The 14,074-nt window shown below is 60.2% G+C and carries 8 protein-coding genes and 2 tRNA genes; all 10 read left to right on the top strand.

The annotated features are described in order from the left end of the window. The first annotated feature begins 291 nt into the window (after nucleotides 1–291). The 10 genes from F8N80_RS00505 to F8N80_RS00460 all read left to right on the top strand — a co-directional run bounded on the left by F8N80_RS00505 (nucleotide 292) and on the right by F8N80_RS00460 (nucleotide 13,935). Nucleotides 292–1,389: a carboxynorspermidine decarboxylase gene (locus tag F8N80_RS00505; protein WP_150782947.1), complete on the top strand. Its 1,098-nt coding sequence runs from the start codon at nucleotides 292–294 to the stop codon at nucleotides 1,387–1,389. A gap of 26 nt (nucleotides 1,390–1,415) precedes the next feature. Continuing rightward, nucleotides 1,416–2,654 carry a saccharopine dehydrogenase family protein gene (locus F8N80_RS00500; protein ID WP_150748519.1) on the top strand — a complete coding sequence of 413 codons (1,239 nt, stop codon included), beginning with the start codon at nucleotides 1,416–1,418 and terminating at the stop codon, nucleotides 2,652–2,654. A gap of 404 nt (nucleotides 2,655–3,058) precedes the next feature. Beyond that, nucleotides 3,059–5,758 carry an alpha-ketoglutarate dehydrogenase gene (mdeB, locus tag F8N80_RS00495; protein WP_150782946.1) on the top strand — a complete coding sequence of 900 codons (2,700 nt, stop codon included), beginning with the start codon at nucleotides 3,059–3,061 and terminating at the stop codon, nucleotides 5,756–5,758. A 174-nt stretch (nucleotides 5,759–5,932) separates the two neighbouring features. Beyond that, the gene (treS, locus tag F8N80_RS00490) at nucleotides 5,933–7,999 is read left to right on the top strand and encodes a maltose alpha-D-glucosyltransferase (RefSeq protein ID WP_150748521.1); all 2,067 of its coding nucleotides are present in this window, start codon (nucleotides 5,933–5,935) and stop codon (nucleotides 7,997–7,999) included. A 491-nt stretch (nucleotides 8,000–8,490) separates the two neighbouring features. After that, nucleotides 8,491–11,052 carry a nitrite reductase large subunit NirB gene (gene nirB / locus F8N80_RS00485; RefSeq protein WP_150748522.1) on the top strand — a complete coding sequence of 854 codons (2,562 nt, stop codon included), beginning with the start codon at nucleotides 8,491–8,493 and terminating at the stop codon, nucleotides 11,050–11,052. Continuing rightward, on the top strand, nucleotides 11,052–11,429 hold the full coding sequence (nirD, locus tag F8N80_RS00480; RefSeq protein ID WP_150748523.1) for a nitrite reductase small subunit NirD: 378 nt from the start codon (nucleotides 11,052–11,054) through the stop codon (nucleotides 11,427–11,429). The genes nirB and nirD overlap by 1 nt, the downstream gene beginning before the upstream one ends. A gap of 43 nt (nucleotides 11,430–11,472) precedes the next feature. Next, on the top strand, nucleotides 11,473–11,913 hold the full coding sequence (locus tag F8N80_RS00475; protein WP_150748524.1) for a CBS domain-containing protein: 441 nt from the start codon (nucleotides 11,473–11,475) through the stop codon (nucleotides 11,911–11,913). A gap of 189 nt (nucleotides 11,914–12,102) precedes the next feature. After that, a tRNA-Cys gene (locus F8N80_RS00470) sits at nucleotides 12,103–12,176 on the top strand. A gap of 195 nt (nucleotides 12,177–12,371) precedes the next feature. Further along, nucleotides 12,372–12,458: transfer RNA gene (locus F8N80_RS00465), tRNA-Leu, on the top strand. Between the two features lie 160 nt (nucleotides 12,459–12,618). After that, entirely contained in the window at nucleotides 12,619–13,935 is a 1,317-nt protein-coding gene (locus F8N80_RS00460) for a tyrosine-type recombinase/integrase (RefSeq protein WP_150782945.1), read from the top strand. Nucleotides 13,936–14,074: the final 139 nt, after the last annotated feature.

Here is a 14,074-nt window from a genome sequence, read left to right as displayed (position 1 = left end):
GTCGTCTAATATCGAGCAAGTATTGCTTGATACTTAAAAGGTATTTTGTGCGTAGGATGTTCACTCCCGAGTCTTGGCACGGCACAAACAATGGCAAGATCGCAGCCTCGCTTCGTTCGACAGCTGGCATTCGTCAGCCCGAAGGGCACCAAGCGCTGCATTTTCGATTCTATCGACCGGGTAGCCGCCACCCAACAATCGGCAAACTGCGCATTCTGCTCTTTCGATATGCAATAAGTGAAGGCACAATGCGCATCCTTTTTTGGCTGGCCTTGCCGGAGGCGCCTCGAAATGATCAAAACGCCGTATTACCTCATCGATAAACAAAAGCTGCTGGCGAACATGCAGAAGATCGCCTATGTGCGCGAACAGTCCGGGGCCAAGGCCCTGCTGGCGCTCAAGTGCTTCGCCACCTGGTCGGTGTTCGACCTGATGCAGCAGTACATGGACGGCACCACGTCGTCGTCGCTTTACGAACTCAAGCTCGGTCGACAGAAGTTCGCCGGCGAGACCCACGCCTACAGCGTGGCCTGGGCCGACGACGAGATCGAGGAGATGCTCGAGAACTGCGACAAGATCATCTTCAACTCCATCGGTCAGCTGCAGCGCTACACCGAAGCGTCGGCGGGCAAGGTCCGCGGCCTGCGGGTCAATCCGCAGGTGAGCAGCTCGGATTACCTGCTGGCCGACCCGGCGCGCCCGTTCAGCCGCCTGGGCGAATGGGACCCGGTGAAGATCGAACAGGTCATCGGGCAGATCTCCGGCTTCATGTTCCACAACAACTGCGAGAACGGCGACTTCGGCCTGTTCGACCAGATGCTGTGCACCATCGAAGAGCGATTCGGGCATCTGCTGCACAAGGTCGAGTGGGTCAGCCTCGGTGGCGGCATTCACTTCACCGGTGAAGGCTATGCGCTGGACCAGTTCTGCGCGCGCCTCAAGGCCTTCTCGCAGAAATACGGCGTACAGGTCTACCTGGAGCCGGGCGAAGCCGCCATCACCCAGAGCGCGTCGCTGGAAGTCACCGTGCTCGACACCCTCTACAACGGCAAGCACCTGGCGGTCGTGGACAGTTCCATCGAAGCGCACATGCTCGACCTGCTGATCTACCGCCTGAACGCCAAGCTGGCACCCAGCGAGGGTGAGCACACCTACATGGTGTGCGGCAAATCCTGCCTGGCCGGGGACATTTTCGGCGAGTATCAATTTGCTCGGCCGCTGGCCATCGGCGATCGGCTGTCGTTCGTTGATGCAGCGGGCTACACCATGGTCAAGAAGAACTGGTTCAATGGCTTGAAAATGCCGTCCATCGTAGTGAAACAACTCGACGGTAGTATCGAGGTGGTTCGCGAATTTGGTTACAACGACTACATGTCCAGCCTTTCGTAAGCTGGCGCAGAGGAGAGTTAGATAAATTGAAGAAGAACGTACTTATCATTGGTGCAGGAGGTGTCGCCAAGGTGGTGGCCCACAAGTGCGCGCAGCACAACGATGAACTCGGTCGTATTGCTATCGCGTCGCGCAACATCTCCAAATGCCAGGCCATCATCGACAGCGTCAAGGCCAAGGGCAGCCTCAAAGAGCCCGCTGAAATCACGGCCTTTGCGCTGAACGCCATGGATGTCGAGGCGACCAAGGCGCTGATCCGCGAAACCGGCTCGCAGATCGTAATCAACGTCGGCTCCAGTTTCCTCAACATGTCGGTGCTGCGTGCCTGCATCGATACCGGCGTGGCCTACCTGGACACCGCCATTCACGAAGAACCGGGCAAAATCTGCGAGACACCGCCCTGGTACGGCAACTACGAGTGGAACCACCTCGCCGAGTGCAAAGAGAAGAACATCACCGCCATCCTCGGCGTGGGCTTCGACCCGGGTGTGGTCAACGCCTATGCGGCGCTGGCGCAACAACAGTATTTCGACCGCATTGATTCGATCGACATTCTCGACGTCAATGCCGGTTCCCATGGCAAGTATTTCGCCACCAATTTCGATCCGGAAATCAACTTCCGTGAGTTCACCGGACAGGTGTGGAGCTGGCAGGACAGCCAGTGGACCAGCAACACCATGTTCGAAGTCAAACGCACCGACGACCTGCCGGTGGTAGGGTCGCAGAACCTGTACCTGACCGGCCACGATGAGGTGCACTCGCTGTCGAAGAACCTCGACGTGCCCAACGTGCGGTTCTGGATGAGTTTCGGCGAGCACTACATCAATGTGTTCACTGTACTGAGGAACCTCGGCCTGCTCTCCGAGCAACCGGTCAAGACCGCCGAAGGCCTGGAAGTGGTGCCGCTGAAAGTGGTCAAGGCCGTGCTGCCCGATCCAAGCTCGCTGGCGCCGGGCTACACCGGCAAGACCTGCATCGGCGATCTGGTCAAGGGCATCAAGGATGGCCAGCCGCGCGAGGTGTTCATCTACAACGTGGCCGATCATGAAGACGCCTTCGCGGAAACCGACAGCCAGGGCATTTCCTATACCGCTGGCGTGCCGCCTGTGGCAGCAGCCCTGCTGGTCGCCCGCGGCGAGTGGGACGTGCAGCGCATGGCCAACGTCGAAGAGCTGCCGGCCGAGCCGTTCCTCAAGGCGCTGGACGTGATGGGCCTGCCGACCCGCATCAAGGACGAACATGGCGATCGTCCCCTGGCGCTGTAACGCCTGATACCCCCTCAATACAAGGTGCGCCAGGGCAGGTGCACCTTGCTGTTCAGTTCATCTCCCCCCTGCACGAACCGCTGTTTTGCTGATCCGCGGACACCGCTATGGATTTGCTCGCGGCACGCGTTTGCCTTGTGTGATTTTCAATAGGGTATCCGGGGATACATCGATGTTGGATGTACTGGCCTCTTCGCGGGCAAGCCTCGCTCCTACGGTAGATTGTGGTGCACACAAATATCCAGACTTGCCATGGATCCCTGTGGGAGCGGGCTTGCTCGCGAATGCGGTGTGACAGTCGATAAGCGCGTTGCAAGCGTGCTACGTCATCCAGTCCACGTCAGGACTATCCTTTTACTGAATCAACCATGACCCGGGTACCCCGACATTCGCAGGAGATGCCCATGAACCCGTCCGATCTTCACGCCCAGTTACCGGGTGAGCCCCCCGAAGACGCTCAGGAAATCGCTGAATGGCGTGACGCTCTGCTCTCCGTCATTGCCCATGGCGGCACGGCACGGGCAAAGCAGATCCTGGACATGCTGGTGGCCGTGGCGAGCGCTTCGGACATCGGCTGGCGGCCCAGCCATGGCACCCCGTACATCAACACCATCAGCGTTGAGCAACAACCGGTGTTTCCAGGGGACCTGGCCATCGAAGAGCGCCTGGCATCGATCATGCGCTGGAATGCCCTGGCCATGGTTGCCAGGGCTAATCATGCTTATGGTGAACTGGGTGGACATATCGCCAGTTACGCAAGCGCCGCCGACCTGTTTGAAGTGGGCTTCAACCACTTCTTCAGGGCCCGGAGCGAAACCTGCGGTGGTGATCTGGTGTTCTACCAGCCGCACTCGGCACCCGGCGTCTATGCCCGGGCCTTTCTCGAGGGACGCCTGGAGGAACAGGATCTGCAGCACTATCGACAAGAGATCGGTGCACGCGCCAATGGCGCCCGGGGGTTGTCGAGTTATCCGCACCCCTGGTTGATGCCGGGCTTCTGGCAGTTCCCGACCGGTTCCATGGGGATCGGTCCGATCAGTTCGATTTACCAGGCTCGCTTTATGCGTTATCTGAAGCACCGCGGCCTGCAAGACACCTGCGGGCGCACCGTCTGGGGGGTGTTTGGCGACGGTGAAATGGATGAGCCGGAAAGCATGTCGGCCCTGACGCTGGCGGCGCGTGAAGGGCTGGATAATCTGGTCTGGGTGGTCAACTGCAACCTGCAGCGCCTGGACGGTCCCGTCCGGGGCAATGGACGCATCATCGATGAGCTTGAGGCGCTGTTCGGCGGTGCCGGCTGGAATGTCATCAAACTGGTCTGGGGCTCCGACTGGGACGCACTGTTTGCCCAGGATAAAGACGGCGCATTAGTCCAGGCATTGTCCAGCACCGTCGATGGCCAGTTTCAAACCTTTGCGGCAAAGGATGGGCGCTTCAACCGCGATCAATTCTTCGGCCAGAACGAGGCGTTGGCGCAGTTGGCCCAGGGTCTGACCGACGAGCAGATCGACCGCCTCAAGCGCGGCGGTCACGACGTGGTGAAGATCTTTGCCGCGTATCAAAGCGCACTGCGCGAGGGCAAGAAGCCCACGGTGATCCTGGCGCAAACCAAGAAAGGTTTCGGCATGGGCGCTGCCGGGCAGGGCAAGATGACCGTCCACCAGCAGAAGAAACTCGATAATGAGGCAGTGCTCGCGTTCCGCAACCGTTTCAACCTGCCATTGACCGATGAACAGGCGATCGCGCTGAGCTTCTTCAAGCCCGAGCAGGACAGTGCGGAAATGCGCTACCTGCATGAACGCCGCCGTGCATTGGGCGGATACATGCCGTCGCGGCCTGCCACTTCGCAACCATTGGCCGTGCCCGATGTATACAGCTACGCCGGGTTTGCCATCGCCGCCGAAGGCAAGGAAATGTCCACCACCATGGCCTTCGTGCGGATACTCAGCGGGTTGCTGCGAGACAAGCAACTGGGACCGCGAATCGTGCCGATCGTGGCGGATGAGGCGCGCACGTTCGGCATGGCCAGCCTGTTCAAGCAGATCGGAATCTATTCCAGCGTGGGGCAGCGCTATGAGCCAGAGGACATCGGTTCGATCCTCAGCTATCGGGAAGCCCTGGATGGCCAGATTCTCGAAGAGGGCATCAGCGAGGCCGGCGCCATCAGCTCCTGGGTGGCCGCCGCGACCAGCTATTCGGTGCATGGCCTGCCAATGCTGCCGTTCTACATCTACTACTCGATGTTCGGCTTCCAGCGCATTGGCGATTTGATCTGGGCGGCGGCGGATCAGCGGGCTCGCGGGTTCCTGCTCGGCGCGACCGCAGGGCGCACGACGCTGGGTGGCGAAGGTCTGCAGCACCAGGACGGCAACAGCCACTTGATGGCGTCGATGGTGCCCAACTGCCGCGCCTACGATCCTGCGTTCGCCGGCGAGCTTGCGGTGATTCTGGATCATGGCATGCGCCAGATGCTGGAGCGTCAGGTGGACGAGTTTTATTACGTCACCTTGATGAACGAAAACTACCCGCAGCCCAACCTGCCTGAATCGGTCGAACAGGCGATTATCAAGGGCATGTACCTGTTTGCCCGGCATGAAGTCGAGGGCGCGCGCGGCGCAGTCCGGCTATTGGGTTCCGGCGCCATCCTGCGCGAAGTGATCGCTGCCGCACAGTTGTTGGCCAGCGATTGGGGCATTGATAGCCAGGTCTGGAGCGTTACCAGTTTCACCGAGTTGGCACGTGATGCCCGTGAAGTGGATCGCTGGAATCGCCTTCATCCTGGACAGTCTGCGCGATGCAGCCATGTACAGCAGTCGCTCAACGACTTGACGCCGATCATTGCCTGCACCGATTACGTTCGCGCCTTGCCCCAGCTGATCTCAAGCTATCTCCTGGCCCGTTACACCGTGCTCGGCACCGACGGATTTGGCCGCAGCGATACCCGCAGCCAGCTGCGCCGGTTTTTCGAAGTGGACCGTTATCAGATCGTCTTGAGTGCGCTGACTTCATTGGTAAACGAGGGACGCCTCGATGCCAGCGTCTGTGCCGAGGCCATTGCGCGGTATGCCATTGACGTGGATGCAGTGGCACCCTGGGACGCTTGAAACCGGGCATCGGCGATGCCAAGGGATCAGGCATTGATTTTGAGTGACTGACCCGGATTCAACCGGTCAATGCAACGAATCCCACGCCAGGGCCTCATATGGAGACGAACGGAGCCATTGGCACCGATGCAATGGCCGATTGCGGTTTCACCCCGACAACAGGTAATTGTTTTTATGACGGCTGCTGAAAAGAACCAAGTGACCTGGCTGGTCGAGCAATCCATGCTGCAGGCCGCCAGGCAGCGGGCCAGGCTTTACTCCGGGCAAGGTCGGTTGTGGCAACAGCCCTATGCCCATACGCGGCCCCGTGATGCTTCGGCCCTGGCGTCGGTGTGGTTCACCGCGTACCCGGCTTCCATCATCACCCGGGAAAACGGCACCGTGCTCGAAGCGCTGGGCGATGAAGCCCTGTGGCACGCGCTGTCGAAAATCGGCATCCAGGGTATTCACAATGGCCCGCTGAAGCGCTCTGGCGGCCTGAAGGGAAGTGAATTCACCCCGACGATCGACGGCAATTTTGACCGGATCAGCTTCGACATCGACCCGCAACTGGGCACCGACGCCCAACTTCACGCGCTGACCCGCATGGCCGCCGCACACAATGCGGTGATCATCGATGACGTCATCCCCTCGCATACCGGCAAAGGCGCGGATTTCCGCCTGGCCGAGATGGCGTACGAGGACTATCCGGGCCTCTACCACATGGTGGAGATCCGCGAAGAGGACTGGCCGCTGCTGCCGGAGATCGCCGAGGGGCGCGATGCACAGAACCTCAGTCCGCCACAGGTAGACGTGCTGCGGGACAAGCATTACATCGTCGGCCAGTTGCAGCGGGTGATTTTCTTCGAGCCGGGGGTCAAGGAAACCGACTGGAGCGCGACATCGGTGGTGGTGGGCGTCGACGGCAAGCCGCGTCGCTGGGTCTACCTGCATTACTTCAAGGAGGGGCAACCGTCGCTGAACTGGCTGGACCCGACCTTCGCCGCGCAGCAGATGATCATTGGCGACGCATTGCATGCGATTGATGTCATGGGCGCGAAGATCCTGCGCCTGGACGCCAACGGCTTCCTCGGTGTCGAACGCAAGCTGGATGGCACCGCCTGGTCCGAGAGCCATCCGTTGTCGATCACCGGCAACCAGTTGCTGGGTGGTGCGATTCGCAAGGCCGGCGGCTTCAGTTTTCAGGAATTGAACCTGACGGTCGACGACATCGCCTCCATGTCCCACGGTGGGGCCGACCTCTCATATGATTTCATCACCCGACCGGCCTACCAGCATGCGTTGCTGATGGGCGACACCGAATTTTTGCGCTTGATGCTGCGGCAGATGCACAACCTCGGCATCGACCCGGGCTCGCTGATCCATGCCTTGCAGAACCATGACGAACTGACCCTGGAACTGGTGCATTTCTGGACCCTGCACGCCCACGACACCTTCCTTTATCAGGGCCAGACCTTTCCCGGCAACATCTTGCGCGAGCACATCCGCGAGCAGATGTACGAACGCCTGGCCGGAGAGCATGCCCCCTATAACCTGAAATTTGTCACCAACGGCGTGTCCTGCACCACCGCCAGTATCATCACCGCGGCGCTCGGCATTCGCGACCTCGATGCGATCACCCCGGCGGATATTCAGCAGATCCGCCAGGTCCATCTGCTGCTGGTGATGTACAACGCCATGCAACCTGGCGTGTTCGCCCTGTCGGGCTGGGACCTGGTGGGGGCATTGCCGCTACCGGCCGAGCAGGTCGCGGATTTGATGCTCGACGGCGATACCCGCTGGATTCATCGCGGAGCCTACGACCTGGTCGACCTGAATCCCGATGCACCGCTGTCGGCGGGCCAGATGCCGCGGGCGAAAACCTTGTATGGCAGCCTGATCAGTCAATTGGACGACCCGGATTCGTTCGCCTCGCAGCTGCAGAAGATTCTCGCGGCGCGCCGCGCCTACGACATCGCCGCCAGCCGCCAGATCCTGGTGCCGGATGTCGAGCATCCGGGGTTGCTGGTCATGGTCCATGAATTGCCGGCCGGCAAAGGCACGCAAATCACCGCGCTGAACTTCGGCTCGACACCGATCACCGAAACCCTGCACCTGCCCAATGTTGCGCCCGGGCCGGTGGTCGACATCATCAATGAACGGGTCGAAGGCGATCTCACGCCTGAAGGCGATTTCACCATCACCCTGGATGCCTATGAAGGACTGGCGCTGCGGGTGGTCAGCAGTTCGCCGATGATCTAGGGCGGCATTCCCGCTGCCCATCACCTCGCGCAGCAAACCCTGTGAGCGGGTATCGCGCAAAGGCGTGCCGGACTCGCCGACGGCCAGGCTGTTGCGCGAGGCCTTGCTCAATCCCCATCGAGCTGTCCGGCTCGCCATCCGTGCACTTTTATAAAGCCCTGACGCAGGCCGCTGCACTATGCGAAGGCAAAACCGCGGATGTTCATCCCTGTGCTCTTGCATCGCCAAGTGCCTGATACGCGGGCCTGAAGCGGTGTCTGCACGACCTGGCACAATCGCTGCATAACACTCTACAGGCCCGCCGCGAATACAGTCGAGTGGGCAGCCCCCTCGGTCAACGACGATCGATTCGTGGGCAACATCGGTGAATCAGGCATAGACGTCTGGTTTCAACACCGCAAAAGAACAGGCAAAGACGCCTGGAACCGCAAGGTTTCAGGCGTTTTTTTTTGCATTTTTGAACCGTGACGGGCTTTAGCCGGGTGCTACTTATGAATTCCAATGTTGCCGCGTTGAACAAGCTGCAAACGCTGATCGTGATCGGCAATGGCATGGTCGGCCATCATTGTGTCGAACAGCTGATCGAGCGCGGTGCCCTCGATCACTATCGGCTGCACGTGTTCAGCGAGGAGCCGATGCGCGCTTACGACCGCGTGCACCTTTCCGAGTATTTCACCGGCCGTGATGCCGAGTCGCTGGCGCTGTCTGACGCGGCGCTGTACCAGACCCCGGGCGTCACCCTGCACCTGGGCGTGCCGGTGCTGGAAATCGACCGCTCCCGCCGCCAGGTGATCACCGCGCAAGGCTGCGTCGCCTACGACAAGCTGGTGCTGGCGACTGGCTCCTATCCTTTCGTGCCGCCGATCGAAGGCGCCGAGGGCGACTCGCGCCTGGTCTACCGCACCCTTGAAGACCTCGACGCCATTCGCGCAGCGGCGGCCAATGCCCGACGCGGTGTGGTGGTCGGTGGCGGCTTGCTGGGTCTTGAAGCCGCCAACGCCCTGAAAAGCCTGGGCCTGGAAGCCCATGTGGTGGAGTTCGCCCCGCGCTTGATGCCGGTACAGCTGGACGAGATGGGGGGCCTGGCACTCAAGTCGCAAATCGAACGGCTGGGCGTCGGTGTGCACCTGTCCCGCGCCACCCAATCGATCAGTGCGGGCCAGGACTACCGCTACCGCATGAACTTTGCCAACGACGAATACCTCGAAACCGATCTGGTGGTGTTCTCCGCCGGTATCCGTGCGCAAGATGCGCTGGCCCGTCACTGCGCGCTGGAGATCGGCCCGCGCGGTGGCGTGGTGATCGACGACCATTGCCTGAGCATCGACCCGAACATCTACGCCATCGGCGAGTGCGCTTCCTGGAACGGCAGCCTGTTCGGCCTGGTCGCGCCCGGCTACCAGATGGCGCGCAGCGTCGCGGCGCGGTTGTGCCACGAGGTCGCCGAGCCGTTCACCGGTGCCGACATGTCGACCAAGCTCAAGTTGCTGGGGGTCGATGTCGGCTCCATCGGCGACGCCCACGGCAACACGCCGGGCGCGCGCAGCTATCAGTTCATCGACGAAACCAGCGCCAGCTATCGCCGCCTGGTGGTGGATGCCACGGGCAAACACGTGCTCGGCGCGGTGCTGGTCGGCGACAACAGCTACTACGATACCTTGCTGCAATACATGCAGAACGCCATTGCCTTGCCGGCGGAACCGGCCAGCCTGATTCTGCCGTCGTCCGAAGGCGCGCCGACCCTGGGCCCGGGCGCGTTGCCCGAGTCGGCCACGGTGTGCTCGTGCCATAACGTCGCCAAGGGTTCCATTTGCTCGGCCATCGACGGTGGCTGCACCGACCTCGGCCTGCTCAAGGCGCAGACCAAGGCCGGCACCGGTTGCGGCGGTTGCGCCGGGCTGCTCAAGCAGGTGTTCGAGCATGAATTGATTGCCCGTGGCGTCAGTGTCGACAAAAGCCTGTGCGAACACTTTGCCTACACCCGTCAGGAGCTGTACGCCCTGGTGCGGGTAGAAGGGGTGATCACTTTCGAAGAACTGCTGGCCAAACACGGCCGTGGCCACACCGGTTGCGATGTGTGCAAGCCTGCCGTGGGTTCGATCCTCGCGTCGTGCTGGAACCAGCCGATCATGGACGCCTCGCTGGTGCCGTTGCAGGACACCAACGACACCTTCATGGCCAACATGCAGAAGAACGGCACCTATTCGGTAGTGCCGCGCATCCCCGGTGGCGAAATCAGCGCCGACAAACTGATCGCGATCGGCGTCGTCGCGAAGAAATACGACCTCTACACCAAAATCACCGGCGGCCAGCGGATCGACCTGTTTGGCGCGCAGTTGCACGAATTGCCGGACATCTGGGCCGAACTGATCGAAGCCGGTTTCGAGACCGGCCACGCCTACGGCAAATCGACCCGCACGGTGAAGTCCTGCGTTGGCAGTACCTGGTGCCGTTATGGCGTGCAGGACAGCGTGCAAATGGCCCTGACGATCGAGGACCGGTACAAGGGGCTGCGCTCGCCGCACAAGCTCAAGTTCGCCGTCTCCGGCTGCACCCGTGAATGCGCCGAAGCCCAGAGCAAAGACGTCGGCGTGATCGCCACCGAGAAAGGCTGGAACCTCTACGTGGCCGGTAACGGCGGCATGCGCCCGCGCCACGCCGAGCTGTTCGCCACCGACCTCGACGATGCGACCCTGATCCGCTACATCGACCGCTTCCTGATGTTCTACATCCGCACCGCCGACAAACTGCAGCGCACCTCGGTCTGGCGTGAAAGCCTGGAAGGCGGCCTGGACTACCTCAAGGACGTGATCATCAACGACAGCCTGGGCCTGGGCGCCGAACTCGAGTCGCAGATGCAGTTGGTGGTCAATCGCTATGAATGCGAATGGGCCAACGCCCTCAAGGACCCGGAAAAACTCAAGCGCTTCCGCACCTTCGTCAACGATAAACGCCCGGACCCGGACATCCACTTTGTCCAGGAACGCGGTCAGCGGCGCCCGATCATGGCCGCCGAACTCAACCTTATCCCTGTCATCGAGGAGATTGTCTGATGAGCCAGTCCAATACCCAGCGTGTCGAATCCCTCGCCAATACCGATGTCTGGCAAACGGTGTGCGAGCAACGGGATCTGGTCAGCAACTCCGGCGTGGTCGTCTGGCTCGACGGCGCACAAGTGGCGCTGTTCTACCTGCCGAGCGTTCACGGCAAGACCCTGTACGCCATCGACAACCATGACCCGCAATCCGGGGCGAATGTCATCGGGCGCGGTTTGGTCGGCAGCATCAAGGGCGACCTGGTGGTTGCCTCGCCGATCTACAAGCAGCACTTTCGCCTGGAGGACGGCAGTTGCCTGGAATACCCGCAGCAGCGGCTGCGGGTGTGGCCGGTGCGCTTGAATGCCGGCGTGGTGGAGGTGGGGGTGGCTTGATGCCACGCTCGTTGAGGTCTGGGCGCCAGTATTGGAGGCACTTATGAAAACAGCCGCACAGTTACTCAAGCTGAAGGTCGTGCAAAATCGCCAGGTGCATAGCATAGCGCCCGACGTGATGGTCCTCGATGCACTGAAGATCATGGCCGAAAAAAACGTCGGCGCGCTACCGGTCATTGAAGACGGGCAGGTGGTCGGCGTGGTCAGCGAGCGCGACTACGCACGCAAGGTGGTGCTGCAGGGACGCTCTTCGGTCGGCACGCCGGTCAGGGCCATCATGAGTGCGCCGGTAGTCACGGCAGACAGCCAGCAAAGCATCGAGCGTTGCATGCAAGTCATGACCGACAGTCACCTGCGCCATCTGCCGGTGGTGGAGGGCGGTGAACTGATCGGGCTGTTGTCGATCGGTGACCTGGTCAAGGAGGCCATCGTCGAGCAGGCCGACCTGATTCGGCAGCTGGAGCACTACATTCGCGGGCATTGAACGGTCAAACCGGCTTGCAGAATTTTTTTTGAAATCAAGGGGTTGCCAGCCTCGGGAAATCAGTACATAATTCACGCCATCGAAAGCACTGACCGCTCAAAAAGCTCAATGTTTTCAAGGGGTTAGATCGAGATCTTACTCCAAGTTTGTACGCGTTTGGTGTTGTGCTACATGACATCAGATGTTTGAGGCCGAGTAGCAAAATGGTTATGCAGTGGATTGCAAATCCACCTACGCCGGTTCGATTCCGACCTCGGCCTCCACTTTAAACAAGCTCCGTAGATCTATGATTTACGGAGCTTTTTTATTTGCATTGTCCTGCAAGATTTAGTCTTGAAATGGGCATCTGCGAACTTGCTTCACCGGGGCGGGATGTATATATTTCCACCTCTGCTGCATAAGCGTCAGAAATGCCAGCTTCGTTATTGGCAGTATTCAGACCGCTTCACCGCGCTACCGCCCGAATGGCGAAACTGGTAGACGCATGGGACTTAAAATCCCCCGCTCGTAAGGGCGTGCCGGTTCGATTCCGGCTTCGGGCACCAATAGTATGGTTTCAGATGTTCCCGTAAACAGCTGAAGCCTAGAGAAACCGGCTCTATAGCCGGTTTTTTTGTGTCTGAATATCCCCGTATGTTCCTGTACAGCCCCACGATTTAGGTATACGTTTAGGTATATATCGGTTCGATATCGAGGCGTATACCTATGGCGCGCACCGTAACCCCCCTTACTGACCCCAAATGCGAGGCCGCCAAGCCCCGCGCAAAGGACTACACCCTATTCGACGGGCAAGGGCTTTTTTTGCTTGTAAAGGCTACCGGCACCAAGGTCTGGCGCTTCAAGTATAAAAAGCCAAGCGGTAAGCCCGGTCTGGCTACGTTCGGCAACTACCCGGCTCTCACTCTGAAAGCCGCCCGTGCACGTCGAGCCGAGGCACTCGAGTTGCTTGCGCATGACCAAGACCCCATCGAGAGCGCTAAGCAAGCAAAGATCGAGGCGGCCAGTGAGGCGGGGCACATCTTTGAGACGGTGGCCCGGGAATGGCACGCCAGCATGGCCGGCAAATGGTCGAAGGATCACGCGGTCAGGGTGCTGAAAGAGATTGAGGTCGATCTTTTCCCCATGCTGGGCAAACGCCCCGTATCCGACTTGAAAACCCGCGACTTGCTGGTCTGTCTGAAGGCGGTAGAGAAACGCGGCGCGCTTGATCTGGTTGGGCGACTGCGCCAGCGCATCGCCGGAATCATGCGAATCGCCGTTCAGCACAATTTGATCGAATACAACCCGGCGCTTGATCTGGTGGGGGGGACTGCCACCCGCAAGACCAAACACCGCCCGGCCTTGCCCCTTGAGCGGTTGCCGGAGTTGTTGCAACGCTGCGAGGCAGACACCGGACGACCGCTCACCTGTCTTGCTGTAAGCCTCGCTTTACTGGTGTTCATTCGTTCTAGTGAGCTGCGCTTTGCCCGCTGGTCTGAGTTCGACTATACCCGGAGCATGTGGACGATTCCCGGCGAACGGGCACCAATCGAGGGTGTCAAGAGGTCGCACCGAGGAGCCAAGATGGGGACTCCGCACCTTGTCCCGTTGTCACGCCAGACGCTGGAAGTACTAGATCAGATACGCCGGCTTAGCGGGCGTTTTGAGCTGGTGCTGCCAGGCGATCACTACCACTGGCGGCCAATGTCAGAGAACACCGTAAACAAGACACTGCGCCGCATGGGGTACGACACCAAGATAGAGATTTGCGGGCACGGTTTCCGCACTATGGCCTGTTCCGCGTTGGTCGAGTCCGGCCTATGGTCGCGTGACGCGGTCGAACGGCAAATGAGCCACCAAGAGCGCAACGGCGTGCGCGCTGCCTATATCCACAAAGCTGAGCACCTGGAAGAGCGCCGACTGATGATGACGTGGTGGGCTGACTACTTGGACGCCAATCGGGAAGAGCACATTACGCCCTACGAGTTTGCGCATAAGGTCAGTGCTGACGAGCCCAGAGCTCTAGGGGCGGTGGGCACGTGATAAAGCCTGACATGCTGTCGATCATTTCCAGATGGGCGCGCCAGGCCAATACATGAACACGGGTACCCTTGGAGCTCGGTTCTCCAGTGCCAGTCGCTTAGCACTTTGGTAAGCACCCGCAGCAAAGGCCTTAAATAAT

The sequence above is a fragment of the Pseudomonas fluorescens genome (assembly GCF_902497995.1).
Classification (GTDB): domain Bacteria; phylum Pseudomonadota; class Gammaproteobacteria; order Pseudomonadales; family Pseudomonadaceae; genus Aquipseudomonas; species Aquipseudomonas fluorescens_BK.
The sequence above is the reverse complement of the archived record's forward strand: the minus strand, read 5'-3'. Positions and strand labels throughout refer to the sequence as shown.

Coding starts and splice junctions, on each gene's coding strand:
- F8N80_RS00505 (WP_150782947.1), top strand. CDS start 292: ATGATCAAAACGCCGTATTACCTCATCGATAAACAAAAGCTGCTGGCG.
- mdeB (WP_150782946.1), top strand. CDS start 3,059: ATGAACCCGTCCGATCTTCACGCCCAGTTACCGGGTGAGCCCCCCGAA.
- treS (WP_150748521.1), top strand. CDS start 5,933: ATGACGGCTGCTGAAAAGAACCAAGTGACCTGGCTGGTCGAGCAATCC.
- nirB (WP_150748522.1), top strand. CDS start 8,491: ATGAATTCCAATGTTGCCGCGTTGAACAAGCTGCAAACGCTGATCGTG.
- nirD (WP_150748523.1), top strand. CDS start 11,052: ATGAGCCAGTCCAATACCCAGCGTGTCGAATCCCTCGCCAATACCGAT.
- F8N80_RS00475 (WP_150748524.1), top strand. CDS start 11,473: ATGAAAACAGCCGCACAGTTACTCAAGCTGAAGGTCGTGCAAAATCGC.
- F8N80_RS00460 (WP_150782945.1), top strand. CDS start 12,619: ATGGCGCGCACCGTAACCCCCCTTACTGACCCCAAATGCGAGGCCGCC.